Annotated in this window: 17 protein-coding genes; 8 read left to right on the forward strand and 9 right to left on the reverse strand. The window is 64.5% G+C overall.

The genetic code is table 11. From position 1 onward, the window contains the following. Positions 1-38: 38 nt before the first annotated feature. The 9 genes from ACFSUD_RS00320 to hisD form a co-directional block, all read right to left on the reverse strand. Positions 39-1,046 (reverse strand): membrane dipeptidase, encoded by a 1,008-nt coding sequence (locus tag ACFSUD_RS00320; protein ID WP_386370239.1) that lies wholly within the window; start codon positions 1,044-1,046, stop codon positions 39-41. Beyond that, positions 1,043-2,503: an aldehyde dehydrogenase family protein gene (locus tag ACFSUD_RS00325; RefSeq protein WP_386371079.1), complete on the reverse strand. Its 1,461-nt coding sequence runs from the start codon at positions 2,501-2,503 to the stop codon at positions 1,043-1,045. Before ACFSUD_RS00325 ends, ACFSUD_RS00320 begins: the two co-directional genes overlap by 4 nt. A 470-nt stretch (positions 2,504-2,973) precedes the next feature. Beyond that, the gene (locus ACFSUD_RS00330) at positions 2,974-3,648 is read right to left on the reverse strand and encodes a DUF1028 domain-containing protein (protein ID WP_386370242.1); all 675 of its coding nucleotides are present in this window, start codon (positions 3,646-3,648) and stop codon (positions 2,974-2,976) included. Further along, positions 3,645-4,073: a RidA family protein gene (locus ACFSUD_RS00335; protein WP_386370244.1), complete on the reverse strand. Its 429-nt coding sequence runs from the start codon at positions 4,071-4,073 to the stop codon at positions 3,645-3,647. Before ACFSUD_RS00335 ends, ACFSUD_RS00330 begins: the two co-directional genes overlap by 4 nt. 15 nt (positions 4,074-4,088) lie before the next feature. Further along, positions 4,089-5,366 carry a flavin-containing monooxygenase gene (locus ACFSUD_RS00340; RefSeq protein WP_386370247.1) on the reverse strand — a complete coding sequence of 426 codons (1,278 nt, stop codon included), beginning with the start codon at positions 5,364-5,366 and terminating at the stop codon, positions 4,089-4,091. Between the two features lie 282 nt (positions 5,367-5,648). Then, on the reverse strand, positions 5,649-6,203 hold the full coding sequence (comE, locus tag ACFSUD_RS00345; RefSeq protein WP_386370250.1) for a sulfopyruvate decarboxylase subunit beta: 555 nt from the start codon (positions 6,201-6,203) through the stop codon (positions 5,649-5,651). A gap of 1 nt (position 6,204) precedes the next feature. Then, entirely contained in the window at positions 6,205-6,702 is a 498-nt protein-coding gene (gene comD, locus ACFSUD_RS00350; protein WP_386370252.1) for a sulfopyruvate decarboxylase subunit alpha, read from the reverse strand. Between the two features lie 71 nt (positions 6,703-6,773). After that, a complete protein-coding gene (locus tag ACFSUD_RS00355; RefSeq protein WP_386370254.1) occupies positions 6,774-7,535 on the reverse strand; it encodes an SDR family NAD(P)-dependent oxidoreductase in 762 nt (253 codons plus the stop codon). Further along, on the reverse strand, positions 7,528-8,835 hold the full coding sequence (hisD, locus tag ACFSUD_RS00360; RefSeq protein WP_386370257.1) for a histidinol dehydrogenase: 1,308 nt from the start codon (positions 8,833-8,835) through the stop codon (positions 7,528-7,530). The genes ACFSUD_RS00355 and hisD overlap by 8 nt, the downstream gene beginning before the upstream one ends. A 248-nt stretch (positions 8,836-9,083) precedes the next feature. Here hisD and ACFSUD_RS00365 point away from each other — a divergent pair, with 248 nt between their 5' ends. From ACFSUD_RS00365 to treY, 8 genes are all read left to right on the forward strand, one after another. Beyond that, positions 9,084-10,106 carry a LacI family DNA-binding transcriptional regulator gene (locus ACFSUD_RS00365; RefSeq protein ID WP_386370259.1) on the forward strand — a complete coding sequence of 341 codons (1,023 nt, stop codon included), beginning with the start codon at positions 9,084-9,086 and terminating at the stop codon, positions 10,104-10,106. A 242-nt stretch (positions 10,107-10,348) separates the two neighbouring features. Then, positions 10,349-12,289 carry an alpha-1,4-glucan--maltose-1-phosphate maltosyltransferase gene (locus ACFSUD_RS00370; protein ID WP_386370262.1) on the forward strand — a complete coding sequence of 647 codons (1,941 nt, stop codon included), beginning with the start codon at positions 10,349-10,351 and terminating at the stop codon, positions 12,287-12,289. Continuing rightward, positions 12,286-15,597, forward strand: a complete 3,312-nt coding sequence (treS, locus tag ACFSUD_RS00375) for a maltose alpha-D-glucosyltransferase (protein ID WP_386370265.1) — start codon at positions 12,286-12,288, stop codon at positions 15,595-15,597. The genes ACFSUD_RS00370 and treS overlap by 4 nt, the downstream gene beginning before the upstream one ends. Then, complete coding sequence (glgB, locus tag ACFSUD_RS00380; RefSeq protein WP_386370268.1) at positions 15,594-17,795, forward strand: 1,4-alpha-glucan branching protein GlgB; 2,202 nt, start codon at positions 15,594-15,596, stop codon at positions 17,793-17,795. Before treS ends, glgB begins: the two co-directional genes overlap by 4 nt. Before the next feature lie 7 nt (positions 17,796-17,802). Beyond that, positions 17,803-19,905: a glycogen debranching protein GlgX gene (glgX, locus tag ACFSUD_RS00385; protein ID WP_386370270.1), complete on the forward strand. Its 2,103-nt coding sequence runs from the start codon at positions 17,803-17,805 to the stop codon at positions 19,903-19,905. Beyond that, positions 19,898-21,628 (forward strand): malto-oligosyltrehalose trehalohydrolase, encoded by a 1,731-nt coding sequence (gene treZ / locus ACFSUD_RS00390; protein WP_386370273.1) that lies wholly within the window; start codon positions 19,898-19,900, stop codon positions 21,626-21,628. Before glgX ends, treZ begins: the two co-directional genes overlap by 8 nt. After that, complete coding sequence (malQ, locus tag ACFSUD_RS00395) at positions 21,625-23,460, forward strand: 4-alpha-glucanotransferase (protein WP_386370276.1); 1,836 nt, start codon at positions 21,625-21,627, stop codon at positions 23,458-23,460. Before treZ ends, malQ begins: the two co-directional genes overlap by 4 nt. After that, positions 23,457-25,772 (forward strand): malto-oligosyltrehalose synthase, encoded by a 2,316-nt coding sequence (treY, locus tag ACFSUD_RS00400; protein WP_386370279.1) that lies wholly within the window; start codon positions 23,457-23,459, stop codon positions 25,770-25,772. The genes malQ and treY overlap by 4 nt, the downstream gene beginning before the upstream one ends. Positions 25,773-25,887: the final 115 nt, after the last annotated feature.

Consider the following 25,887-nt stretch of genomic DNA (forward strand, 5'->3'; position numbering starts at 1 on the left):
GGAATATCTTCTTTTTTTATCGTTGTGGTGAGTGGCCGCTATTCGGCGGCCCGTGGCAGCGACACCTCCGGGGCGGCGCTGAAGCTCTCGTCATAAAAACGCAGCCAGTTTTCGCCCATGATCCCGGCGACCTCTTCGGCCGAGAAACCGACCGCGGAAAGACCCGCTTCGATATTGCCGAAATCGCGGTTGTCCCTGAACCAATCGGGCTGCGGCGGGAAACCGGGGGCGGAGGCCGAGCCTTCGCCATAATCGATGCGCTTGGTCCAGCGTCCGACACGCATCCATTCGACGATACTGTCGGGCTGATCCTGGCAGAGATCCGAACCGATGCCGAGCTTGTCGGCGCCCATCATCTCCGCAGCCCGCGCGATCATCTCGCAGAAGCTTTCCAGCGTGCAATCCGACTTGTCCTTGAGGTGATGCGGATAGAGCGACAGGCCGAGCATGCCGCCGCTTTCGGCCAGCGCGTTCAGCACCGTGTCGGACTTGTTGCGCAGCGCCGGGTGCCAAAAGCTCGGGTTGGCATGGGTGATCGCGATCGGACGGCTGCTGATCTCCATCGCCTCGAGCGTCGAGCGTTCGGCGGAATGGCTCATGTCGATGACCAGCCCGACCCGGTTCATCTCCGCGATGACCTCACGGCCCATGCGGGTGATACCGGGGTCTTCGGCCTCGTAGCAGCCGGTCGCCAGCAACGACTGGTTGTTGTAGCTGAGCTGCATGAACCGGGCGCCGAGGCTGTGCAGGATTTCGACCAGCCCGATGTCATCCTCGATCGGCGACGGGTTCTGGAAGCCGAAGAAGATCGCGGTGCGCCCGGTCTCGCGGGCGCGGCGGACATCGGCGCCGGTGCGGCCCTGGAAGATCAGTTCGGGAAACTGCTCGAACCAGCGGTTCCAGCGCTCCATGTTGAGCACGGTCTCGCGGAAATTCTCGTGATAGGCGATGGTGACATGGACCGCGTCCACCCCGCCTTCGCGCATCTCGCGGAAGATCTTCTCCGACCAATTGGCATATTGCAGATTGTCGATGCGATAGCTCACGCCAGCTCCTCCGGCGTCCCGGCCGCGATATAGGCGGTCTTCACCGTGGTGTAGAATTCCTCGGCATAGCTGCCCTGTTCGCGCGGCCCGTAGGAGGAGTTGCCACGCCCGCCGAAGGGCACGTGGTAATCGGTGCCGGCGGTGGGCAGGTTGACCATGACGCAGCCGGTACGGGCGTTGCGGCGGAAATGCGTGGCCCGTGCGATGGAGCGGGTGACGATGCCCGAGGTCAGGCCGAATTCGGTGTCGTTTACCACCTCCAGCGCTTCGGCATAGCTGCCGACCTTGATCACGCAGGCGATGGGGGCGAACATCTCTTCGCGGTTGATGCGCATGTCGTTGGTGGTGCCGGTGAATACGGCTGGCGACATGTAATAGCCCTCGGTGTCCATGCTCAGCCGCTCACCGCCACATTCCAGCGTCGCGCCCTCGGACTTGCCGAGCCCGATATAATCGAGGTTCGCCTTGAGCTGTTCCTCGCTCACCACCGGGCCGATCTGCGTGCCTTCGGCCAGTGCCGGACCGACCTTCATGGCCTTGGCCCCGGCCACCAGCTTCTCGACAAATTCGTCATGCACGGCCGCATGGACCACCAGCCGCGAGGAGGCGGTGCATTTCTGCCCGGTACCGCCGAAAGCGCCGCCGAGCGCCAGGCTCACGGCCAGGTCGATATCTGCGTCATCCATCACGGCCAGCGCGTTCTTCGAGCCCATCTCCATCTGGATCTTGGTGAAGTTCTGCACGGCGGCGGCGGCGATGCCACGGCCCACCGGCACCGAGCCGGTAAAGGAGATCGCGTCGAGCTCGGGGCTTTCGACCAGTTTCTGACCGATCTCGCGGCCCGCGCCCATGACGAGGTTGAACAGCCCTTCGGGGATGTCCTGGCGCGAGATGATCTCGGTCAGTGCCACGGCGGAGGCCGGGGTGATGTTGGCGGGTTTCCAGATCACCGCGTTTCCGAATGCCAGCGCCGGAGCGATCTTCCAGCTTGCCGTCGCGGTCGGGAAGTTCCAGGGGCTGATGATCGCCACCACGCCCACCGGCTCGCGGCGCACGTCGATTTCGACACCGGCGCGCACGGAATCGGCCGTGTCGCCGATCTGGCGCAGACATTCGGCTGCGTAATAGGTGAAGAACTGCCCGGCGCGATAGACCTCGCCCTTGCCCTCGGCGAAAGGCTTGCCCTCCTCGCGCGACAGCAACGTGCCGAGCTCTTCGGCGCGCTCCATCATCTCCGTACCGATCGCCATCAGCACGTTGTGGCGCCGTTCGGGGCCATAGCCCGCCCAGACCGCCTGCGCCTTGCGGGCCGCGGTGAGCGCCTCGTCAAGCTGCGCTGCACTGGCCTGCGCATAGCGGCCCACCAGCTCTGAAAGATCGGAAGGATTGCGGTTCTCGATCTCGCCACTTCCGGCCACCCAGGCCCCTGCGATGTAGTTGCGATTGAGGTCGGTCATGGTGTTCATGGAAAATCTCCTGTCTCACCCGGGGAGTCCGGATCTGGCTGGCTGCCAAATGACCCGGATCGTCGCCTTCAATCAATCGCGAATTACTTCAGTCAAGTTCAGTATTTCTGAAAACGTCGTTGCTTCAGTCGGCTAGCAGTAGCCGCGCGCCGGAGTCTTTCCACGAAGGGTCGCTGAATATGTGGTCACAGGACAGCAGCCCATATAGGGCGGCTCGCCTGACCCTGAAAGGACGAGGTACGAAGCCGACCCGCCGACCCGCTGGGCAGATCGCAGTACATCAATTGAATACCGTCGAGGGTAAACCTGTCGGTATCCCCGCGAGATGCGGGCCAATCCAAACGTCTGCATGATCTGTTTCACAGCTCAGGCGACTGCCGCAGAATGTCATTAAACCCGCGCTGCATCGCGTCGGCGCGGGTTTTCAGGTCTGGTGCGAATGATCGAGCAATGTTTCGCTTTCAATCGTCGCCGGGCACGCCGTAGGATGGCGCTTCGCGGGGGTCGAGTGCGCGCTGGATATAGGCGTCGAGCTGCGGCTTGTAGACGTCCCAGGCGGTGGCAATGGCCTCGATGGGGCAATCCTCGGTCCAGTCGCAGCGCAGATCGGCCACCGGCCAGGCAACCTTGTCCGCGATCTGCATCCCGGCGGAATGGACCGGTCCGGCCTCGCCGCCCGCAGCGAGCCCGGCGCGCATGGCGGCGATCAGGCGGTCACCGATATGGCCGGAGGCGGAAAGGTAGCCATCGACAATCGCCCGGGGCACATTGTCGTTGGCCAGCAGATTGCCGCCCGAAGCCACGTTCTCGGCCTGCGCCTGGGTCCACACGCCCAGCGAGTGCGGCCCCGAATGGATCGCCGTGCCGCCACTGCCGTCAACCGCAAGAACCTGCCGATACTCGACGAAGCGCGCCTGCGAGACCATCCGGGCGATCGCCGCCCCGGCGCTCATCCCCTCCTGCATCAGATCGAGCGTCAGCGGCCCCAGCGTCGGATCCGTGACATTCTGCGACGCCACGGCACCGATCCCGGCCCGGGTATAGGAACAACGCGCCGCGACCGCCGGAGAAGAGGACGAGATCGCCACGCCGAACATGCCTGTATCGGGGCAGCGGGCAACTAGCGAGAAGGTCATGTGCCGTAGCCCTCGGGAATCACCGCCGTGCCGTCGATCTCGACCAGCCATTCCGGGCGGGCCAGCGCCTGCACCACCAGCCCGGTGGAGACCGGGTGCACGCCCTTGATATATTCTCCCATCGTCCGATAGACCGCCTCGCGGTGGCGCACATCGGTGATATAGACGACGACCTTGACCAGATGCGCCATCTCCCCGCCGGCCTCCTCGATCAGCTGCCGGATATTCTGCATCACCTTGTGGGTCTGCTCGACCGGGTCATGGCTGTCGATGTTTCGGGCGTCGTCCAGATTTTGCGGACATTGGCCGCGCAGCCAGATGGTTTTGCCGCCCTGGGTGACCACGGCCTGGCACAGGTCGTTGTCGAGCCTCTGCTCGGGATAGGTCACGCCGGTGTTGAACTTGCGGATACGGGTATGGGCCATTCTGGTTTCCTTGGACTATTCGGCGGCGGACCGCACGATGGCGGCCTCGCCTTCGTAGCGCTGATAGGCGCGCTGTATCTCGATCTGATCGGCGATATGCCGGGCGTCGTGCCAGACCCCCCAGAGAAAGGAGGATCCACGCCTCGATTGCCACGGCAGGCCGAGGAAATAGACATCCGGCTCGACAGACAGACCGCGTTGATGGATCGGCGCGCCCTTCTCGTCGAAGGCATCGAGTTTCAGCCAGCCGAAATCCTGCCGGAAGCCGGTGGCCCAGATGATCGAGGTCACGTTCTCGGCCGCCAGGTAGATCTCGCTGATCGGCCGGGCGAGGCAGTCGGGGTCGGGATGGACCGCACGTGCCCCCGGCTCTTCGGGCAGGTCGATCCCCGTGCGTTCGACATAGGCATCCGCCATATCCAGAAGCTCGAGATAATTCGCATCCCCAGCCGCGATATTGGCCTGAAGATCATCGGCAAAATGCAGGACGCCGTCTTCATAGCTGCTGGTCAGACCGGTGAGGGTGACACCCTCGCTTGCCAGTCGGCGGAAATCCATCGTCTGCCCGCCCCGCGCTCCGCTGACGGAAATGGTCACATGCTCGGTCCCCGGCGCGGGGGCCGCCATGTCCCAAAGCCCCAGCACGCCCAGCCACCAGACATTGTCCCGCCCCCGATACCGCCGCGGCGGACGGTCATGTGGCCCGACGGAAAGGAACACCTTGCGCCCCGCGCGGTTGAGTTCATCCGCGATCTGCGCGCCGGAAGACCCCGCACCGACGACCATCACCGCCCCTTCCGGCAATTGATCGGGGTTCTTGTAGTGGAACGAATGGAGCTGCGCGACCGGCGCGGACTTCGGCACGATCGGCGGAATCACCGGATGCTGGAACGCGCCCGTGGCCGCCACGATGCGCCGCGCCTCGATCTCGCCTGCGCTGGTCCGGACCAGAAAGCCCCCCCGGCCCGGAATGCGCGTGGCCTCGCTCACCTCGACACCTTCGCGGATCGGCGCCTCGATCATCGCGGCGTAATCGACGAGATACCGCGCCATCCGATCCTTCGGCACGAAGGCATCGGGAGCGCAATCCTCGAATTCCAGCCCCGGAAACCGGTCATGCCAGGCGGGTCCATTGGCAACCAGATTGTCCCATCGCCCACTGCGCCACGCTTCGGCGGTGCGCTGTTTCTCCAGCACGATATGCGGCACGCCCGCCCGTCCGAGATGTTCGCTCATCGCGATACCGGCCTGCCCACCCCCGACTATCAGAGTATCTGTCTTCTCCAGCACCACGTCAGAGATCCCCTCGTTGGTTGTGTGAACCGGCCCGCGAGCGGGACGTTGCACCGTTCTTAGGACAATGTCGCGGTTTGGAAAATTACGGAATCTCGCACCATTGCTTAGGATGAGCCTCAGCCAGGCGGCGCGGGCTGACAGAGGAGGGGTTGGCAGTGGGCTTCTGGCGCGCCATGTGCACCGTTCGCCGGGTCGTCAACCTAAGTGAGACGCCCGCGCCTGGTGCGGCGGGCGCCTGCCGTGAAATGCATCCCCGTGCTTCCCGAACGGGCGCGCTGTTCAGGCCTTTACCGCCTTCATGAATCGATCGCGGATCACGACCGGATCCATGGTGATGACCGGCATCTTGGCATTGCCGCTTTCGCATTTGCATACGATCACCGTCATCCGCCGGGATGCGATGGCTTCTTCCAGCACCCGCCCGCTATCCTCCGCCTGACATTCCACCACGTTCTCGCAGCCGCAGGCCTGCGCCACGGCGGCGAGCGAGGTCTTCCTGCCCGCATAGGTCGGCTGGTCCCCGGTCGAGCCATAAGAGCCGTTGTCGATAATCAGCAGGATGTAATTATCCGCGACGTTGTTGGCGATGGTCGGCAGCGTGCCGAGGTTGGTGAGCACGGAACCGTCGCCGTCGATGGCGATCACCGTCTTTTCCTGGGCGAGCGCCAGCCCGAGGCCGATGGACGAGGCCAGCCCCATGGTGCCCAGCATATAGAAATTGCTCGGCTGATCGTCGATTGCATGCAGCTCCTGACTGGGGATACCGATGTTGCAGACAACGAGCTGTTCCCGCAGGATCGGGGCGATTTCCTTCAGAATCTCGGACCGGATCATATCAATAGCCTCCCCAGAAAGTGGCGTCCGTCAGGATGGCGACGGGTTTGTTGCTCATGAAGGTATATTTGAGGATTGCATCGAGCTCATCCGCATCTTCGCGCCGGTGGAAATGATAGGTCGGGATATGCAGCTGGTTCAGCAATGCCTTGGTATGCACCGCCATCTCGACCTGGCAGGCGACGGGCTCGCCCAGCTCGCCGCGATAGGAGATCAGCATCGGCAGCGGCATTCTGTAGAACTGGGTCAGCGTGGCCAGCGTGTTGACAACAACGCCGAGCGCCGTGTTCTGCATGATGATCGCGGGCCGCTTGCCGCCCATCCAGGCCCCGGCGCACAGGCCGACCCCCTCGTCCTCCTTGTTGGCCGGAACGTGGTGGAACTCGGGGCGGTTCTCGACCTCTTCGATCACGCCCGCGAGCTGCTTGCAGGGCACCGTGGTGATGAATCTGACATCATTGGCGATGAGGTCATCGGCGATTTTTTTGTCTATGGACAAGTCTTTGTCTCCTTTGAACTGTCGGTTTCCGGCGTGGCACGCATCCGCAACCGGATGCTGTCCGAATGTTTTCATTTCGCCGTATACCCCCCGTCCACCATCAATAGCTGGCCGGTGACATAGGCCGAGGCCTGCGAACACAGGAACAGCAACGGCCCGTCGAGATCCCCGGGCAGGCCATTGCGCCCGATACAGGTCCGCGCCGCATTGCGCGCCGCGCGGTCGGGATCGTCAAAGACGGCGGACGTGAGCTCCGTGGGAAAGAAACCCGGCGCGATGGCATTGACGTTGATCCCGTCGCGCGACCAGGCCTCGGCCATGGCGCGGGTCATCTGGGCGATGCCGCCTTTCGAGGCGCCGTAGGCCAGACCGCCGGGAAAGGCGCGAAAGCTCTGCAGCGAGGCGAAATTGACGATCCGCCCCCATCCCTTGCGCTTCATGTGGGGCACCAATTGCTGGCTCAGGAAAAACGGCACGGTGAGGTTGAGGCCCAGCGTGATGTCCCAGCCCTCCGGTGTCACCGCGTCGGCGTCCTGCCGGGTGTTGATGCCCGCCGCATGGATCAGGATATCCGGCGCGCCAAAGGGTGCCGCGACCTGCTCGGCCAGCTCGGGCAGGGCAGCGCGGTTCGATAGATCGAATGACAGGGCATGGGTCTCGCCCCGCGTCGCGGCCTGCCAATCGGCCAGCGCATCCTGGCGGCGCGCGACGCCCACCACCCGCGCCCCGGCCTGCGCCAGAACGCTCGCCGCGCGACGTCCGAGCCCGGCGCTGGCGCCGGTCACGCAGGCGACCTTGCCGCCCAGATCGAAGAGAGCACGAGGGTCAGCCATGGGCGGACAGATCGAATGTCGCGTCCGGGAAATACTTGGCAAGCCGGATATCGGCGCTGCGGGCGTGTCCCTCCATTCCTTCCAGCCGCGAGATCCGCGCCGTCGCCTCGGCGACCGGCCGCGCCCCTTCCCGCGTGGCGCGCTGCCAGGTCACGATCTTCATGTATTTATGCACGCTCAGCCCGCCGGTATAGGAGGCCGCCCCCGAGGTCGGAAGCACGTGGTTGGTCCCCGAGACCTTGTCGCCGAAGGCCACCGTCGTCTCCTCGCCTAGAAACAGCGAGCCATAGCAGGTCAACCGTTCGAGCCACCAATCGAGATCATCGGCCTGCACGGTCAGATGTTCCGGGGCATAACGGTCCGAGGTCGCGGCCATTTCCTCGCGGTCGCCGCAGAGGATGACCTCGGCGTAATCGCGCCAGGCGGCAGCGGCATTGTCCCGGTTCAGCCCGGGCAGGTCAGCAAGCAGTTCGGGCACCAGGCGCATGACCTCTTCGGCCAGCTCGCGCCGGTCGGTGACCAGCCAGACCGGGGAATTGTAGCCATGTTCCGCCTGGCTGACGAGATCAGTGGCCACGACCATCGGATCGGCACTGGCGTCGGCGAGGATCAGGCTGTCGGTCGGCCCGGCGATCATGTCGATGCCGACGCGGCCGAACAGGATCCGCTTGGCCTCGGCGACGAACTGGTTGCCCGGGCCGACGAGAATATTCGCCGGGGGCAGGCCGAACAGGCCGAAGGTCATCGCCGCCACACCCTGCACCCCGCCGATGGCCATGATCGTATCCGCGCCGCTGATATGCGCAGCATAGACGATCGCGGGCGCGATCCCGACACCGGGCCGGGGCGGCGAGCAGGCCATGATATGTCGGCATCCGGCGACCTTTGCCGTGGTCACGGTCATGATCGCGCTGGCGATGTGGCTGTAACGTCCGCCGGGTACGTAGCAGCCCGCCGCATCGACCGGGATGGCCTTCTGACCGGCGACCAGTCCCGGTATGATTTCGAGCTCGACATCGGTGAGGGTGGCCTTCTGGGCCTCCGCGAAACGCCGCACGTTGTCCTGCGCAAAGCGGATATCCTGCTTCAGCTTCTCGGGGACCAGCCTGCAGGCGGCCGCGATCTCCTCCTCGCTCAGTACGATATTGCCGTCGTATCCGTCGAACCGCGCCGCGTAGTCGAGCGCCGCCTCGTCGCCACCAGCCTCGATATCCGCCAGGATCTTCTGAACCGTCTCCTGCACATCCGAAGCGTCGGAAGCGGCAGTGAGCTTGGCCTTCTTGAGATATTCTATGGGCATCAGTCTATCCTATCATCAGGCATCGGAAAGGAAGCTGACCGAGACCGTCGTTGCCGGGGTGGCCAGCAAACCACCGTTGGAACAAAAGGCTTCGGCCTCTCCGGAGATTTCACCGAAACCGCGATTCGCACCGGCATGTAAGCGCTTGCATGATTTTTCTGCAAGCGCTTACATAGCTTCTGTGGGAGGCTTTTGCTGATAGAGCGCGCAGTTTCCAGAACCTTGCAACCGGGATGAAGTTTTCACAAATGATCGACCGCAAACCGGACAATTCGAGGCTCCCTACCCTGGCCGACGTGGCAAGCCGGGTCGGCGTGTCCACCGCGACGGTCTCGCGCTGCCTGAACGAGCCTGACCGGGTGATCGGCGCGACGCGTGAAAGGGTCATGGCGGCAGTACGGGAACTTGGCTATTCGCCCAACTTCGGCGCCCGGGCCCTTGCCGCAAGACGCACCAACACCGTCGGTGCGGTCATCCCGACCATGGAGAACGCGATTTTCGCGCGCGGTTTGCAGGCCTTTCAGGAGGAACTGGGGGAGAACGGCATCACCCTGCTCGTCGCCTCGTCCTCCTACCGGGCCGATCTGGAGGAAGAGCAGATCCGCACCCTCGCCGCCCGCGGCGCCGATGGCATGCTGCTGATCGGCTATGACCGGGATCCCGCGATTTACAGTTTTCTGAAACGTCAGGGCATCCCCGTCGTCATCGCCTGGGCGCATGACCCGCGAGCCGGGGTGGCCAGCGTGGGTTTCGACAATTACCGGGCCATGAAGGCTCTTGCGCATGCGGTGATATCACGGGGCCATTCATCGCTGGGAATCGTCTCCGCGAGACAGGCAGGCAATGACCGGGCGCGCGAACGGGTGCGCGGCATCGTGGACGCAGCGGCGCAGGCCGGTCTGGGGTCGGATCGCGTGCATATCGTTGAAACTTCCTATGGGATCGACGAGGGTGCGCAAGCCTTCGAGGCGTTGATGTCGCGCGAGAACCGACCCTCGGCAGTCATGTGCGGCAACGATGTGCTGGCCGTCGGGGCCATCGGCCGTGCCCGGGAATTGGGGCTCGATGTCCCTTTAGACGTGTCCGTGACAGGGTTCGACGACATGGAACTCGCCAAACTGTCTTTCCCGCCGCTGACCACGATCCATGTTCCGCATCGCAGAATGGGTCAGGAAGCGGCGCGGCTCCTGATGAGCACGGCGAAGACCGGCAGCGAAAATTCGAACATACTGCTTGAGACGGAGATCCGGCTGCGCGGGTCGCTGGCCTGAGATCCAAGCCTATCGTCCCGCGATATTGGAGCGGGCCGTCAGACGCCCCTGCCCGAGCACTATTTTGCAGACCTTTCAGTGCCCGGGCTGGACCGGAGCGTCACCCAGTCTAGACTCATGTGCAGATAGGGAGGCGCGATCTTCCGCCATTATCGGCGGCTATCCGGAACCGATCGCGTGTCACAAGGTTGAATGCTCAGAGTCTCTGGGCAGTCAGACAGAACTTCGGAGTGAACGAAGGCATGGCGCAAAAGCAGCAGCAGATCTGGGGCCCGAGGATGGTGATCGAAGATGTTCGCCCCTCGGTGAATGGCGGGGCCTTCGCGGCCAATGTGGTGAGCGGTTGGCCGGTAACGATCAGCGCCGACATCTTCGGCGACGGACATGAGGTGCTCGCCGCGGCGGTGCTGATGCCCGATGGCAGCGAGCACCGGCTGAAACATGTGGAGAATGATCGCTGGGAGGCCGAGCTTTGCTTCGAGGGGATCGGTCCGAGCAATTTCTGCATCCTGGCCTGGCGGGATCTCTTCGGCACCTGGCGTCGCGACACGCTCAAGAAGCTTACCGCCAATCAGGAAATCGGGGTCGAGTTTCAGGAACTCTCCGCGCTGTTGAACGCGATGAAAGCGCCGCGCGGAGAGGGGGGCGAGCTCAAGGCCCTGCGCAGTGCCGCGAAGCGTCGCGATACCGAGACGATCTTTTCAGAGGAAACAGCCGCCTTTCTGGACCGCTGTGGCCCGCGCGCCGACCTGACGCGCTCGGAGCAATACCCGGTATATGTAGCGCGTGAGCGCGCTGCCTTTTCCGCCTGGTACGAATTGTTCCCCCGCTCGCTCGGGAAGGACGGCCGTCACGGCACCTTCCGCGATGTCATCGACCATCTGCCCTATGTCGCCGACATGGGATTTGACGTGCTCTATTTTCCGCCCATCCACCCGATCGGCCAGACCAATCGCAAAGGGCGCAACAACAGCCTCACGTCGGAACCGGGCGATGTCGGCTCGCCCTATGCCATCGGCTCGCCCGAAGGCGGCATGGACGCGCTCCACCCCGAACTCGGCTCGATGGAGGATTTCGAGGCTCTGGTAGCGGCGGCCCGGGCGCAGGGCCTCGAACTGGCCATGGACATCGCGCTCAATGCCTCGCCGGATCACCCCTGGATCGCCGAACATCCCGACTGGTTCGAGCGGCGTCCGGACGGCACCATCAAATACGCCGAGAACCCGCCGAAGAAATACGAGGATATCGTCAATTTCCGCTATTACCGCGAGGACGGCACGGCGAACGCACCGCTCTGGGAGGCGATACGCGACCTGTTCCTGTTCTGGGCCGGTCACGGGGTGCTGGTCTTCCGGGTCGACAATCCGCATACCAAGCCCTTCCCTTTCTGGGAATGGCTGATCGAGGACGTGCGCAAGCGCTATCCCGAGGCGATCTTCCTTTCCGAGGCCTTCACCCGGCCGAAAGTGATGAAACGTCTTGCCAAGATCGGATTCGACCAGAGCTATACCTATTACACCTGGCGCAACACCAAGGCGGAGCTGACCGAATATCTCACCGAACTGACGCGGGAGGATTGCCGCGATTACATGCGGCCGAATTTCTTCACCAATACGCCGGACATCAACCCGATCTTCAACCAGACATCGGGGCGGCCCGGGTTCCGCACGCGGGTGATCCTGGCGGCGTCGCTGGCCGGTAACTGGGGCATGTATTCGGGCTTCGAGCTCTGCGAGGGCGCGCCGTTGCCCGGGCGCGAAGAATATCTCGACAGCGAGAAATACGAGCTCAGGCAACGGGATTTCGCTGCCGCGGAGTCGATCCGCGATGATGTGCGGTTGATCAACGAGCTGCGCCAAAGCGAACCCGCGATGAAGGATTTCCGCAATCTCAGGTTCTTCCCCGCCTATCATGACGAAGTGCTCTACTACGGCCGCTTCTGCCCGCTATCGCGCAGTTACCTGCTGTTTCACGTCCTGATCGATCCGTTCCAGGCGGCGACCTTCGATTTCGAGGTGCCATTGTGGGAATTCGAGCTGCCGGATGCCGCTTCGATCGAGGTGCAGGACATGATCCAGGGCAACAGCTTCACCTGGCACGGCAAGGGCCACCGGCTGCGGCTCGATCCGGTAGAGCGCCCCTATGCAATCTGGAAACTGAAGCCGCCGGGAGGGGTATCATGACAACGCGGGACATTGAAACACCCGGCGCGGCGACAACGCAGAGCGCGTCCGATTGGTACAAGGACGCGGTGATCTACCAGCTGCACGTGAAGGCTTTCATGGACAGCAATGGCGACGGGATCGGCGATTTCCGTGGGCTGATGACGAGACTCGATCACGTGCAGGAACTGGGCGCCACCGCGGTCTGGCTCCTGCCTTTCTATCCCTCACCACTGCGTGATGACGGCTATGACATCGCCGAATACAAGGCGATCAACCCCGCCTATGGCACGATGGAGGATTTCGAAGGTTTCGTCGAGGAAGCGCATCGGCGCGGGCTCAAGGTCATCACCGAACTCGTGATCAATCACACCAGCGATCAGCACGAATGGTTCCAGCGCGCGCGCCATGCACCAAAGGGCAGCCCCGAACGAGACTGGTATGTCTGGTCGGACGACCCCAACAAATGGATGGACAAGACGCGGGTGATCTTCAACGACACCCATGACAGCAACTGGACCTGGGATCCGGTGGCGGAGCAATTCTTCTGGCACCGGTTCTTCGATCACCAGCCGGATCTGAACTTCGACAATCCCGAGGTGCTCGCGGCGGTGCTCGACGCCATGCATTTCTGGCTCGACAAGGGGGTGGACGGACTGCGGCTCGACGCGATCCCCTATCTGGTGGAACGGGACGGCACGAACAACGAGAACCTGCCGGAGACTCATGAGGTGCTGAAGGCGATCCGCGCCGATCTCGACAAGCATTACGAGGGCCGGATGCTGCTGGCCGAGGCCAACCAATGGCCCGAGGATACCCGTCCCTATTTCGGCGAGGGCGACGAATGTCACATGGGGTTCCACTTCCCGCTGATGCCGCGCATGTACATGGCACTGGCGCAGGAGGACCGCTACCCGATCAGCGACATCATCCGCCAGACCCCAGCGATCCCGGAAGATTGCCAATGGGGTATCTTCCTGCGCAACCATGACGAACTGACGCTGGAGATGGTGACCGACCGCGAGCGCGATTACCTCTGGGATTTCTATGCCAGCGACAAGCGGGCGCGGATCAACATGGGCATCCGCCGCCGCCTGGCGCCGCTGCTGCAGAACGACCGGCGCAAGATCGAGCTGCTCAATTCGCTGCTCATGTCGATGCCGGGCACGCCGATCTTCTATTACGGCGACGAGATCGGCATGGGCGACAATTACTATCTCGGCGACCGCGACGGGGTGCGGACCCCCATGCAATGGAGCGCCGACCGCAACGGCGGCTTTTCCCGCGCCATCCCGCAGCAGCTTTATCTGCCAACGATCCAGGACCCGGTCTATGGCTACGAGGCGATCAATGTCGAGGCCCAGCAAGGCGCGCTTTCTTCGCTGCTGAACTGGATGAAACGGATGATCGGGGTGCGCCGGACGCTCGATGTCTTCGGTCGCGGAGAGATCGAGATCCTTTATCCGCGCAACCGCAAGGTGCTGGCCTATCTGCGGCGGCACGGCGATCAGGTGGTGCTTTGCGTGGCCAACCTCTCGCGCCAGGCGCAAGCGGCGGAGATCGACCTCGGGGATTTCGAAGGCCGGGTGCCGGTCGAGCTGACCGGGCAATCCCCTTTCCCGCCGATCGGCGAGCTGCCCTATCTCTTCACCCTGCCCGCCTATGGATTCTACTGGTTCCTGCTGGCCGAGGAAAAGGAGGCTCCGGCCTGGCATACGCCCTATGTTCAGGTGCTGCCGGATTTCCTGACCCTGACGACACGAGACGGGCGGATCTCCACCGCGCTCGAGGACCGCTCGGCACGCCAGTTCCAGTCACAGACCCTGTGCGACTGGCTGCCGCTGCAGCGCTGGTTCGCCGGAAAGGAACAGGCGCCTAGCGGCGTCACCCTGCACAGCCTGACAGAAATGGCCGATGGCCAGCATCTGCTCGCAATTGCCGAAGTCGACGTGGCAGGCGAGATGCAGCGCTACTTCCTGCCCCTTTCGACGGTCTGGGGCGAAGAGGCGCTGACCATCTCGCCGCGCCTGCCCGCCACGCTGGCCAAGTTGCGCCGCACCAACAGGATCGGGGCGCTGCTCGACGGGGCTGCCGATGATGCCTTCCCCCGCACCATGCTCGACGCCCTGCGCACGCGCCGGACGCTGGAAACACCGGAGGGCCGGATCGTCTTCAGCTCGGTACAGAGCCTGTCGGATCTGGGCGAGGACATCGGGGAGCCGCGCCTGCTTTCGGGCGAGCAATCAAACGCCTCCATCGCGTTCGGTGACACGCTGATCCTGAAGCTTTACCGCCGCCTGCGCGACGGGGTTCAGCCGGATATCGAGATCGGCCGCTTCCTGGCCGCACAGGGAGAGTTCGATGCCACTCCGGCGCTGCTCGGCACGGTGGAGCTCGAACAGGCCGACGGCGGCCGCATTACCCTGGCCGCTGCCTTCGACTTCGTACGCAACCAGGGCGATGCCTGGACCTATATCACCGACACGTTGTTGCGGGATCTCGAACGTATGGACATGGGGGGAGAGCCCGATGATCCCCACGCGGCGGAGGCACTGCCCTCGATGCTGGGCGGCCCGCTCGACCTTGGCGACACTCTCGGTCGCCGCACGGCGCAGATGCACCGCGCGCTGGCGGGGGGCGGCCTCGACGAGGGCTTCGGGGTCGAACCCATGACCGCCGAGACCGTGAGCGCGCTGTTTGAAGAGACGCTCGCCGAGCTTTCCGCCGAACTCGACCGGCTGGAAGCCGCAATCGATGGGCTGTCCGAACCGGCGCAGGAGCTTGCCCGGCGCTTGCTGAGCCGACGCGGGGCGCTCGAGCAGCGTATCGGTGCGGTCAAAGCCGCCAAGCCGTCCGGCGGCATGTGCCGGATTCACGGTGATTACCATCTCGGACAGGTCCTGGTGGCGCAGAACGACGTTCAGATCATCGATTTTGAAGGGGAACCGGCCCGCAGCGTCGCCGAACGGCGCGCCCGCAGCGCCCCGCTACGCGATGTGGCCGGTATGCTGCGCAGCTTTGACTATGCTTTCTGGAGCACCATGCGACGTCGCAGCGAGTTCGGCGCGGATCCGGAGGCAACCGCACGCGGCATCGCGACCTGGCGCGAGGCGACCGAAGGCGCGTTCCTCGATGCCTACCGCGAGGTGATGAAGGGGTCGACCCTGCATCCGGCGACCCGTAAGTTCGAGACCGCGCTGCTCGATCTCTTCCTGATTCGCAAGGCCGCCTATGAACTGGGTTACGAGCTTTCGATGCGCCCGGACTGGCTCGAAATTCCGCTTCGCGGGTTGCTCAACCTCTCGGGCGATGCGGAGCAGAGCCGATGACCGAGCCGACAATTCGCCCCGAACGCGCGCCCGATCCCGACGAGATCGAAGCCATCCTGCGGGGCCAGCACGGCGATCCGTTTCGCGTACTCGGATTGCACGGCGGTCCCGACGGGGCCGCGCTCAATGTCTTTGCCCCGGATGCGGCGGAGATCGAGATCGTCGATGCCGAGGGTCAGCCCCTCGGTGAGATGACGCTGCTTCATCGGGAAGGCTTCTTTCACGCGGATTTTCCTGATCGGGCCGAGCCCTTCGCCTATCGCCTGCACTGCCGCCGCGACGGGCTTAGCTGGGAACGGATCGACCCCTATGGCTTCGGCCCCGTGCTCGGCGAGATAGACGAATATCTTTTGGCCGAGGGGCGTCACGAGGCGCTCTACCGTCGTCTGGGCGCGCATCCGATGGTGCATGAGGGCGTCGAGGGCGTCGCCTTCGCGGTCTGGGCGCCGAATGCGCGGCGGGTCAGTGTCGTGGGCGACTTCAACGCCTGGGACGGGCGCCGCCACCCGATGCGCCGCCGTGGCGGGGCGGGGATATGGGAGATTTTCCTGCCCGGGCTCACCCGCGGCGATCTCTACAAATACGAGATCCTGAACGCCTACGGCCATCTGCAGCCGCTCAAGGCCGACCCGGTGGGCTTCGCCGCCGAACTGCCCCCCGCGACAGCCTCGCTCGTCTCCGGCCTGCCCGAGCATGATTGGTCTGACGATGCCTGGATGGCCGCGCGCTCCGACGGGCATGCGCAGCCGGTATCGATCTACGAGGTGCACCTTGGCAGCTGGCGGCGCGGCGAGTCCGGAGAGATGCTGGATTACGCGGCCCTGGCCGAGCAACTCATAGATTATGTCAGCGACATGGGTTTCACCCATGTGGAATTGCTGCCCGTCACCGAACATCCCTTCTCCGGTTCCTGGGGTTACCAGCCGATCGGCATGTTTGCCCCGACATCGCGTTTCGGCAGCCCGGCCGATTTTGCCGCGTTGGTGGATCGGCTGCACAATGCCGGGATCGGGGTCATCGTCGATTGGGTGCCGGCACACTTTCCTTCCGATGCCCACGGGCTGGCGCATTTCGACGGTACGGCGCTTTACGAACATGCCGACCCGCGCCTTGGCTTTCACAAGGACTGGAACACGCTGATCTATAATTTCGGGCGCCGGGAAGTGGCGAATTTCCTGCGTGCCTCGGCAGTTTTCTGGCTGAAGGAATACCATGTCGATGCCCTGCGCGTGGATGCCGTCGCCTCGATGCTCTATCTCGACTATTCCCGCAACGAGGGCGAATGGATCCCCAACCGTTTCGGCGGGCGCGAGAACCTCGATGCGATCGAATTCCTCAAGTCAATGAACAGCGCCATCACCGAATACAGTCCCGGCGCGCTTTCCATGGCCGAGGAGAGCACCGCCTGGCCCGGCGTCAGCATCCCGGTGTCCGAAGGCGGGCTGGGGTTCGATTACAAATGGAACATGGGCTGGATGCACGACACGCTGCAATACATGTCCCAGGACCCGGTGCATCGCAAATACCATCACCACGAGATGACTTTCGGACTGCACTACGCGTTTTCAGAGAACTTCATCCTGCCGCTCAGCCATGACGAGGTGGTGCATGGCAAGGGCTCGCTGTTGGGCAAGATGCCCGGCGACCGCTGGCAGAAGTTCGCCAATCTGCGGGCCTATCTGGGCTTCATGTGGACACATCCTGGCAAGAAGCTCCTGTTCATGGGCGGCGAGTTCGGTCAGGAGCGGGAATGGAACCATGACCGCTCGCTCGACTGGCATCTGCTGGAAGATCCGGCCCATGAAGGGCTGCGCCGTCTGGTCCGCGATCTGAACGCGATATACCGCGGCCAACGGGCGCTACATGAACGCGATTGCGAACCTGAGGGTTTCCAGTGGATCGAGGGCGGGGACAGCGAGAACAGCGTCTTTTCCTATCTGCGCAAGGGCGCAGCGCAGACGCCCCCCGTCGCCGTCATCTGCAACATGACCCCCACGCCCCGGCAGGATTACCGGATCGGCCTGCCCTCCGGCGGGCGCTGGCGCGAAGTGCTGAATTCGGATGCCGAGCAATATGGCGGTTCCGGCGTCGGCAATCCCGAAGGTGTCGTGGCCGAACAACCGGGCAGTCATGGCCAGCCTTTCAGCGCCGCCCTGACCTTGCCGCCCCTCGCCATCATCATCCTCACAGCGGAGTAGATCCAGAATGCCCAAAGCTCCCGCCGTTCACACCGGCAGCCGCGTCCTGCCAGGGAGCGACCGCCCGCTCGGCGCGACCTGGGACGGGAGCGGCACGAATTTCGCGCTGTTCTCGGCTAATGCCACCAAGGTGGAACTCTGCCTTTTCGATAAGCGCGGCCGCCGCGAGATCGAGCGGGTCGCCCTGCCGGAATTTGCCCATCAGATCTGGCATGGCTACCTGCCCGAAGTGCGCCCCGGTCAGCTTTACGGCTATCGGGTAAACGGCCCCTATGCGCCCGAAGAGGGACACCGTTTCAATCCGAACAAGCTGTTGCTCGACCCTTACGCGCTTCGCCATCACGGCGATCTGCGCTGGCACGACGCGCTGCATGGCTACAGGATCGGCCATGACAAGGCCGACATGTCCTTCGACCGGCGCGACAGCGCATTTGTCATGCCCAAATGCGTCGTGGTTGACACCACGCATACCTGGGGCGGCGACCGGCGGCTCGAGACACCCTGGTCGCAGACGGTCATCTACGAGGCCCATGTCGGCGGCATGACCATGGGGCGGGAGGATCTCGAGCCCCCGATCCGCGGCACGTTCGAAGGGCTGGCCGATCCGCGCACCATCGATCACCTGGTCAGGCTTGGGGTCACGGCGATCGAACTCCTGCCGATCCAGTCCTATTACGATGACGGACATCTCAGCGAGAAGAACCTGGTGAACTGGTGGGGCTACAACACGCTCGGCTTCTTCGCGCCCGCGCAGCGCTACCTGACCCCGCAGGGCAATCCACATGAGTTCAAGCTCATGGTGCGTCGCCTGCACGAGGCCGGGATCGAGGTCATCCTCGACGTGGTGTACAACCACACCGCCGAAGGCAGCGAGCTGGGCCCGACCCTGTCCTTCCGGGGGATCGACAATGCCAGCTATTACATGCTTGACGAGAACCCGCGCCATTATTTCGACACCACGGGCTGTGGCAATTCGCTGAACTTGCGCAACAGCCGGGTGTTGCAGATGGTGATGGATTCCCTGCGCTACTGGGTCGAGGTCTGCCATGTGGACGGTTTCCGCTTCGACCTGGCAACGACGCTGGGGCGCGATCACGCCCATTTCAGCCGCGACGCGGTCTTTTACGAGGCGATCCGCCAGGATCCGGTGCTGCAGACCGTCAAGATGATCGCCGAACCCTGGGATACCGGGCCGAATGGCTATCAACTCGGAAATTTCCCGCCGGTCTGGGCCGAATGGAACGACCGCTACCGCGACGACGTGCGGGCCTTCTGGCGCGGCGACGGCGGGATGATGCGCAAGGTCTCGGACGGTCTGCTCGGCTCGGCGGGGACCTTTGCCCATGACGGGCGCCGCCCCTGGAGCAGCATCAACTTCATCACCGCCCATGATGGTTTTACCCTGATGGATCTGGTGAGCTACGATCACAAGCACAACGAGGAGAACGGCGAGGACAACAACGACGGGCACGATCATAATCTGAGCTGGAACTGCGGCGCCGAGGGCCCGACCGACGATCCGGCCATCAACGCCCTGCGCGACCGGCAGCGGCGCAACCTGATGGCGACGCTGCTGCTCAGCCAGGGCACTCCGATGACGCTGATGGGCGATGAACAGGGCCGCAGTCAGAACGGCAACAACAATACCTATTGCCAGCCCGGAGAAATCAACTGGCTCGACTGGTCCGAGGCGGCAATGGGCGGTCCCTTTGAGGATTTCATGCGCGGCCTGCTGGCGATCCGCCGCGCAAGGTCGCATTTCACCGACCCGCATTACCTGCGCGACTGGCCCGGCCTGCGCGCGCCGCGCTGTGCGGGCTGGCGTCATCCGGAGGGGCGCGAGATGTCACCGCAGGATTGGGAGGACGACGGGAACCGCGCGACCGGACTGCTCATGCAACAGGCCGGTGAAGGCGCCATGCTGATGCTGTTCAACGCCGGACACGAGCCGCTGAACTTCCGGCTCCCGGGCGCGGAAAAGCGGCAATGGCGACGATTGGTGGACACGGCAAAGGGGGTCGCCGATCTCCGGTCATTGCAAATCGATTGCGGCGCGCTGGAATTGCCGGAACGCGCCCTGATCCTGCTGGAAAGCCGCAAGGATGCGTGAATGGGAATACAGCTGGGGCGCCCGGCCGCTGGGTGACGGCTCCTGGCGCTTCCGCCTCTGGGCGCCGGGACAGGAGCGTCTGGCGCTGCGGCTCGGCGGCGACGACCTTGCGATGCAGCCCATGCCGGATGGCTGGTTCTCCGGCGAGGCGCGGGCCGATGAGGGCGATTGTTATGGTTTCGTGTTGGACGACGGGAGCGTTGTGGCCGATCCCGCGAGCCGCCAGCAGGCCGCAGACGTGCATGGCCTCTCGAGACTGGTAGCGCCGCGTCGGCCCGCGTTCTGGCGCGGACGGCCCTGGGAAGAGGCGGTGATCTATGAATTGCACCTAGGCACCTTCACCGAGGCAGGCACCTGCCGCGCCGCGATCGCGTATCTGGACGATCTCGCCGATCTCGGGTTCACCGCCATCGAGCTCATGCCGGTGGCACATTTCGGCGGGCAGCAGGGCTGGGGCTATGACGGGGTGCTGCCCTATGCCCCGCACCCGGCCTATGGCAACCCGGATGACCTGCGCGCGTTGGTCGCTGCTGCCCATGCACGGGGGCTGATGGTGCTGCTCGATGTGGTCTACAATCATTTCGGGCCGGAGGGGAATTATCTCCATGCCTATGCGCCGGAATTCTTCGATGCGTCGCGCCATACCCCCTGGGGGGCCGGGATCGACTACACCCGCGCTCCGGTGCGGCGCTTCTTCATCGAGAACGCATTCTACTGGCTGAGCGAATTCGGCTTCGACGGTCTTCGGCTCGATGCCATCGACCAGATCCGCGACCCGTCGCAGCCGGAATTGCCCGTCGAGCTCGGCGAGGAGCTGCCACGCGCCCTGCCCGACCGCCCCGTCTATCTGACCACCGAGGACAACCGCAACGTCACGCATCTGCACGAGCCGCGCGGCAAGGAGCCGCCACTCTACCGCGGCGAGTGGAACGATGATTTCCACAACGCCGCCCATGTCGCCGTCACCGGCGAGTCCGAAGGCTATTACCGTCCCTTCGCGGAAGGGTCCTGGCGGTTGCTGGGCCGCGCATTGGCCGAGGGGTTCGCCCTTCAGGGCGAGAACGGGCGCGGCCATCCTTCGGCGCATTTGCCGCCCGCGAGCTTTGTCGATTTCCTTCAGAACCACGACCAGATCGGCAACCGCGCCTTCGGGGAACGGCTGGGCACGCTCATAGCGCCCGAAATGCTCGCGGCGCTGAACGCCATTCTGCTGCTGTCGCCGCATATCCCGCTGCTCTTCATGGGCGACGAATACGGCGAGACGCGGCCTTTCCTGTTCTTTGCTGGTTTCGAGGGCGACCTCGGCGCTGCCGTGACGCGCGGACGCCGCGGCGAATTCGCCGATTTTTCCGGCTTCGCCACCAGCGAGGTACCGGACCCTATTGCCCCCGCGACCTTTGAGGCCTCCCGTCTCGATCGCCGCCGCCGCGACACGCCCGCGGGGCGCGCCGCCCTGGCGCGGATGCGTGAATTGCTGACGCTGCGTGCCCGGCACGTGACGCCCTATCTCTCCGGTACCGACGCCGGGGCGGGAAGGCTGGTCACCGCCGAAAACGGGGTGATCGCGGTGGACTGGCGGCTCAATGGTGCCAATCTCGCGCTGCGGGCCAGCCTCTCCGAACGCGCCGCCCCCCTGCCGACGGCCGAGGGCGAGCTGTTCCATCAATATGGGCAGGAGGATGCGCCGCCGCTGGTGCGCCATTACCTTCAGGTGCTGAAATGAGCGCCGATCTTGAGCGAGCAGCGCGTCATTACGGGCTTACAACGTCCTATGTCGCGCCGGGCAGCGGCGCCCCCCGCCCGGTGCCGCCCGAAACCCTGCGGCTGATCCTGCGCGGCCTTGGCGTCGATCCCGAGGTTGCACCTTCGGGAGCGTCGGCGCCGGTGACGATGCAGGTGCCAGAGGATGCGCGGTGCTTTCTTCCGCCGAGCCTGCAGGGCGCGCCCGGCTGGGGCGTTTTCTGTCAGCTTTACGAACTGCGCTCACAGCGCAATTGGGGCATCGGCGATTTCGCCGATCTGGCCGAGCTGACGCGGATCTGCGGCGCGGCCAGGGCCGACTTCCTCGGTGTCAACCCGCTACATGCGCTCTTCACCGCCGATCCCGGTCGGATCAGCCCCTTCTCGCCCTCCAATCGCCGCTTCCTCAACCCGCTCTACATCGCCGTGGATGCCCTGCCGGGTGCGATCGTCCCGCCGGAAATTGCCGAGCTGCGCCGCACCGAACTCGTGGATTACGTCGAGGTGACACGGCTGAAGCTGCGGGCCTTGCAGGACATCTTCGCGACGCGCCCCCACGATGGTGCCGAGGAAGAAGCCCAGTTCGAGACCTTCTGTGCAGAAGGCGAAGAGGCACTGCGCCGCCACGCGCTGTTCGAAGCGCTTTCGCATCACATGGTGGCACAGGGACACGGCGCGGGCTGGCATGGCTGGCCAGAGCCGCTGCGCGACCCCGGCAGCGCACAAGTGGCGGAGTTGGCGCGGAAATTGGCGCGCGAGATCACCTTTCACCTCTGGCTTCAGTGGGTCGCCCGCCGTCAGCTCGGCGAGGCGGCGGCGCAGGCACGCATGCAAGGCATGCGGATCGGTCTTTATCTCGATCTTGCGGTCGGAGAGGCGCCGGATGGCTCCTCGACCTGGTCAGGCGCCGCTGCGGCGTTGCCAAGGCTGAGCATCGGCGCGCCGCCTGACATCTTTGCCACCGGGGGGCAGAACTGGGGCCTCGCCGCTCCATCGCCAACCGCTCTGGCGCAGACCGGTTTCGCGCCGTTCCGCGAGGTGATCGCGGCGCAATTGCGCGATGCCGGTGCGCTGCGCATCGATCATGTGATGGCATTGTGGCAGCTCTTCCTGATCCCCGAAGGCGCGCCCGCAGCAGCGGGCACCCATCTGCGCCAGCCTTTCGCGGCCCTGCTCGACGCGCTGGCGGAGCTGTCGCGCCGTCACGGGGCGGTGATCATCGGCGAAGATCTTGGCTTCGTGCCGGAGGGGTTCCGCACGGCAATGGCGGCGGCCAACATACTGTCCTACCGGATCCTCTATTTCGAGCAATCCGAACAGGGTTTCCTCGACAGCGTTGCCTATCCGGCCAAGGCGCTGGCCTGTATTTCGACCCATGACATGCCGGTGCTGAGCGGCTGGTGGCAGGGTATCGACATCGCGCTGCGCCGCGAACACGGGCTTGTTGATGCCGAGACATCGCGCCAGCATTCCCGCCACCGCGCCAGCGAACGCGCCGCCCTGCTGCATGCCCTTGCCCGCAACGGAGCCCTCGAAACGAGTCATAGCGCCACGGCTCCCAGCCTGCCTGACCCGGTGCTGGTGGCGGCGCATCGCTTCCTGGCCCGTACGCCCTCCCTGCTTTGCGCCCTGCGCCTTGCGGATCTCGTTGGCCCGACCGCGCCGACCAACCTGCCGGGCACGATCGACGCCTATCCGAACTGGCGGCCGCGCAGTCCGACTAGGCTGGAAGACCTTGCCGAACATCCGCAATTCCAGCGCATTGCGGCGTTGATGCGCGCCGAACGTCCCCGCCCCGGAGGTGCCGTCCCGTGAAACTGCCCACTGCGACCTACCGCCTGCAATTTCGCAATGGCATGGATTTCGACCGTGCCGCGGCGCTGGCGCCCTATCTCGCCGAACTCGGGGTAAGCCACCTCTATGCCTCACCCCTGTTCTGCGCGAACGAGGGTTCGACCCATGGCTATGACATCACCGATCCGACGCGGATCGACCCCGCGCTCGGCGGTCGCGCCGGGCTGGAAAGGCTCTCGCGCGCGCTCAAGGCCGAAGGGCTGGGACTCATTCTCGACATCGTGCCCAATCACATGGCATTCTCGCCGCAGACGCCCTGGCTGCGCGATCTGCTGCGCCATGGCAGCGAAAGCCGCTTTATCCGACATTTCGATCTTCTGGAAAGCCAAGGCAGACTGCGACTCCCCTGGCTGTCTGCCCCTTTCCATGAACTGGCCGAGGCCGGGCGGTTCAGCGTGCAGGAGGATGACGACGGTCCGGTGCTGGTGAGTGATGCGCTGCGCATCCCGTTGGCGTCGACCGCGACGCTGGGAGCCGCGCGCACAGACCCCGCTGCCATCCCGAAGCTGCACGACGAACAGCCTTGGCAGGCGATCCATTGGCGCAGCGAGATGGACGCGATCTCGCATCGGCGTTTCTTCAACATCACCGGGCTCATCGGCCTGCGGGTCGAGGACGAGGCTGTCTTCGAGGATGTCCATGCCCTGCTGTTCGACCTCGTTGCCGCCGATATCGTCGACGGGGTCAGGATCGATCATATCGACGGGCTTGCCGATCCGGCCGGATATCTGGCACGGCTGCGCCAGCGCCTGCCGGATCTGCCGCTCTGGGTTGAGAAAATCCTCACCGGCCCGGAATCCCTGCCCGACTGGCCCGTCGAGGGCACCACCGGCTACGAAATCACCCGAAGTCTGAACCGGCTGCTGGTCCATGAGAAGGGTCTGACCGAGATCGGTGCCTGCTATCGCCGCCTGACCGGTCGCACCGATGATTTCGAGACGGTCCTGAAAGCGGCGAAACGCCAGATCCTGAGCCAGGATCTGGCCGCCGAACTCTGGCAGCTGCAGGAGCTTTTCGCGGCAGCGCTCGCGGCTTTGCCGCAAGGGCGGGAGATCGGCCCCGAGGCCGGACGCCAGGCAATCCTCGCCTTCGTCGCCGCCTTTCCACGCTATCGCACCTATATGGGCGCCCGGACAATATCGCCGCAGGACCGCGCCTTGATCGAGGATACATTGGCCCGGGCCGATGCCGGTCTACTGGGCGCGGCGGCGTTGTCGGCCCTGGGTGCTGCGATCCTGGCATCAGGCTCGGCGGCGGCGCGCCTGCGCCAGCGCCTGCAGCAGGTGACAGGCGCGGTCGCGGCCAAGGCGCAGGAAGACACCGCATTCTACCGCGAGGTCCGGCTGCTCGCGATGAACGAGGTCGCCGGCGAGCCCGACGATGGCGCCCTCTCGGTCGATGAATTCCACGCGATGATGGCGCAGCGCAGGGCGCAGATGCCGCACGGGCTGACCCTGACCTCCTCGCATGATACCAAACGTTCCGAAGACGCCCGCGCCCGGCTTCTGGCGGCAAGCCGGGACGCCAAGGGTCTTTGCGCCTTTGCCGAAGCCTGCGCCGGAATGGCGCCGCCGGATCTGGACGCCAACACGATCTGGTATCTCGTTCAGAGCCGCCTGGCCTTCGGCGAGGAGGCACCGGAAGCAGCAACGCGGCTGGCCGATCATGCGGTGAAAGCCCTGCGCGAGGCGAAAAGCGGATCTTTCCACACCGCGCCGAATACGGCGCTGGAAGCACAGGCGCAGGAGTTTGCCCGGCATCTTGCCGGGCTGCGCCTGGCCGATCATCCGCATCCGCAAGACCTCGACGAGATCACCCGACGCATCTCGCTGATACAGACGGCGCTGAAGCTGACGATCCCTGGTATCCCCGACATCTACCAGGGCAGCGAAACCGCCTTTTTCGCCCTTACCGATCCGGACAATCGCGGCGCGGTTGATTTCGACCTTCTGTCGGACGCGCTCGCGGGAAAATCGCCCCTGCCGCCGGGACTGGCGCGCGAAAAGCTCGCGCTGACCCATGCGCTCCTGCGGCTGCGCCGGGATAATCCCGGGCTGTTCCTCGAAGGCAGTTACGAGAGGACGGAAGCGGCAAGCGGCGTGCTGGCCTTCGCGCGTCGCCACGCCGGACAGGTTCTGCATTGCGTGGTGACCCTCGATCACGCGGTGGATACGGACACGCCGCCAGCCCCGGCCAAGGCCCGGCAAATCTGGCCGATCCCCCCGGCGAAAGGCGGTCCGGCTGCGATCTTTTTGTCAGGTGACGGTGCGTAGACCGCTAAAGACAGGGCGCCGAGCGCGGTCCTTTCACCTCCCGCTGAAGCGCAAGGGGGCAAACATGGTCCGACATGTTCCAGACTTGATCCAGATCAGGGCGCGGCAACGCACA

The organism is Sulfitobacter aestuarii, from assembly GCF_042685005.1.
Taxonomy (GTDB): domain Bacteria; phylum Pseudomonadota; class Alphaproteobacteria; order Rhodobacterales; family Rhodobacteraceae; genus Sulfitobacter; species Sulfitobacter aestuarii.

What these genes read in the sequence shown, in the direction of transcription:
- treZ (WP_386370273.1), top strand. Translation starts at nt 19,898, where the DNA reads ATGCGTGAATGGGAATACAGCTGGGGCGCCCGGCCGCTGGGTGACGGC.
- hisD (WP_386370257.1), bottom strand. Translation starts at nt 8,835, where the DNA reads ATGCCCATAGAATATCTCAAGAAGGCCAAGCTCACTGCCGCTTCCGAC.
- ACFSUD_RS00370 (WP_386370262.1), top strand. Translation starts at nt 10,349, where the DNA reads ATGGCGCAAAAGCAGCAGCAGATCTGGGGCCCGAGGATGGTGATCGAA.
- glgX (WP_386370270.1), top strand. Translation starts at nt 17,803, where the DNA reads ATGCCCAAAGCTCCCGCCGTTCACACCGGCAGCCGCGTCCTGCCAGGG.
- ACFSUD_RS00355 (WP_386370254.1), bottom strand. Translation starts at nt 7,535, where the DNA reads ATGGCTGACCCTCGTGCTCTCTTCGATCTGGGCGGCAAGGTCGCCTGC.
- comE (WP_386370250.1), bottom strand. Translation starts at nt 6,203, where the DNA reads ATGATCCGGTCCGAGATTCTGAAGGAAATCGCCCCGATCCTGCGGGAA.
- malQ (WP_386370276.1), top strand. Translation starts at nt 21,625, where the DNA reads ATGAGCGCCGATCTTGAGCGAGCAGCGCGTCATTACGGGCTTACAACG.
- ACFSUD_RS00335 (WP_386370244.1), bottom strand. Translation starts at nt 4,073, where the DNA reads ATGGCCCATACCCGTATCCGCAAGTTCAACACCGGCGTGACCTATCCC.
- ACFSUD_RS00325 (WP_386371079.1), bottom strand. Translation starts at nt 2,503, where the DNA reads ATGACCGACCTCAATCGCAACTACATCGCAGGGGCCTGGGTGGCCGGA.
- glgB (WP_386370268.1), top strand. Translation starts at nt 15,594, where the DNA reads ATGACCGAGCCGACAATTCGCCCCGAACGCGCGCCCGATCCCGACGAG.
- ACFSUD_RS00365 (WP_386370259.1), top strand. Translation starts at nt 9,084, where the DNA reads ATGATCGACCGCAAACCGGACAATTCGAGGCTCCCTACCCTGGCCGAC.
- treS (WP_386370265.1), top strand. Translation starts at nt 12,286, where the DNA reads ATGACAACGCGGGACATTGAAACACCCGGCGCGGCGACAACGCAGAGC.
- ACFSUD_RS00330 (WP_386370242.1), bottom strand. Translation starts at nt 3,648, where the DNA reads ATGACCTTCTCGCTAGTTGCCCGCTGCCCCGATACAGGCATGTTCGGC.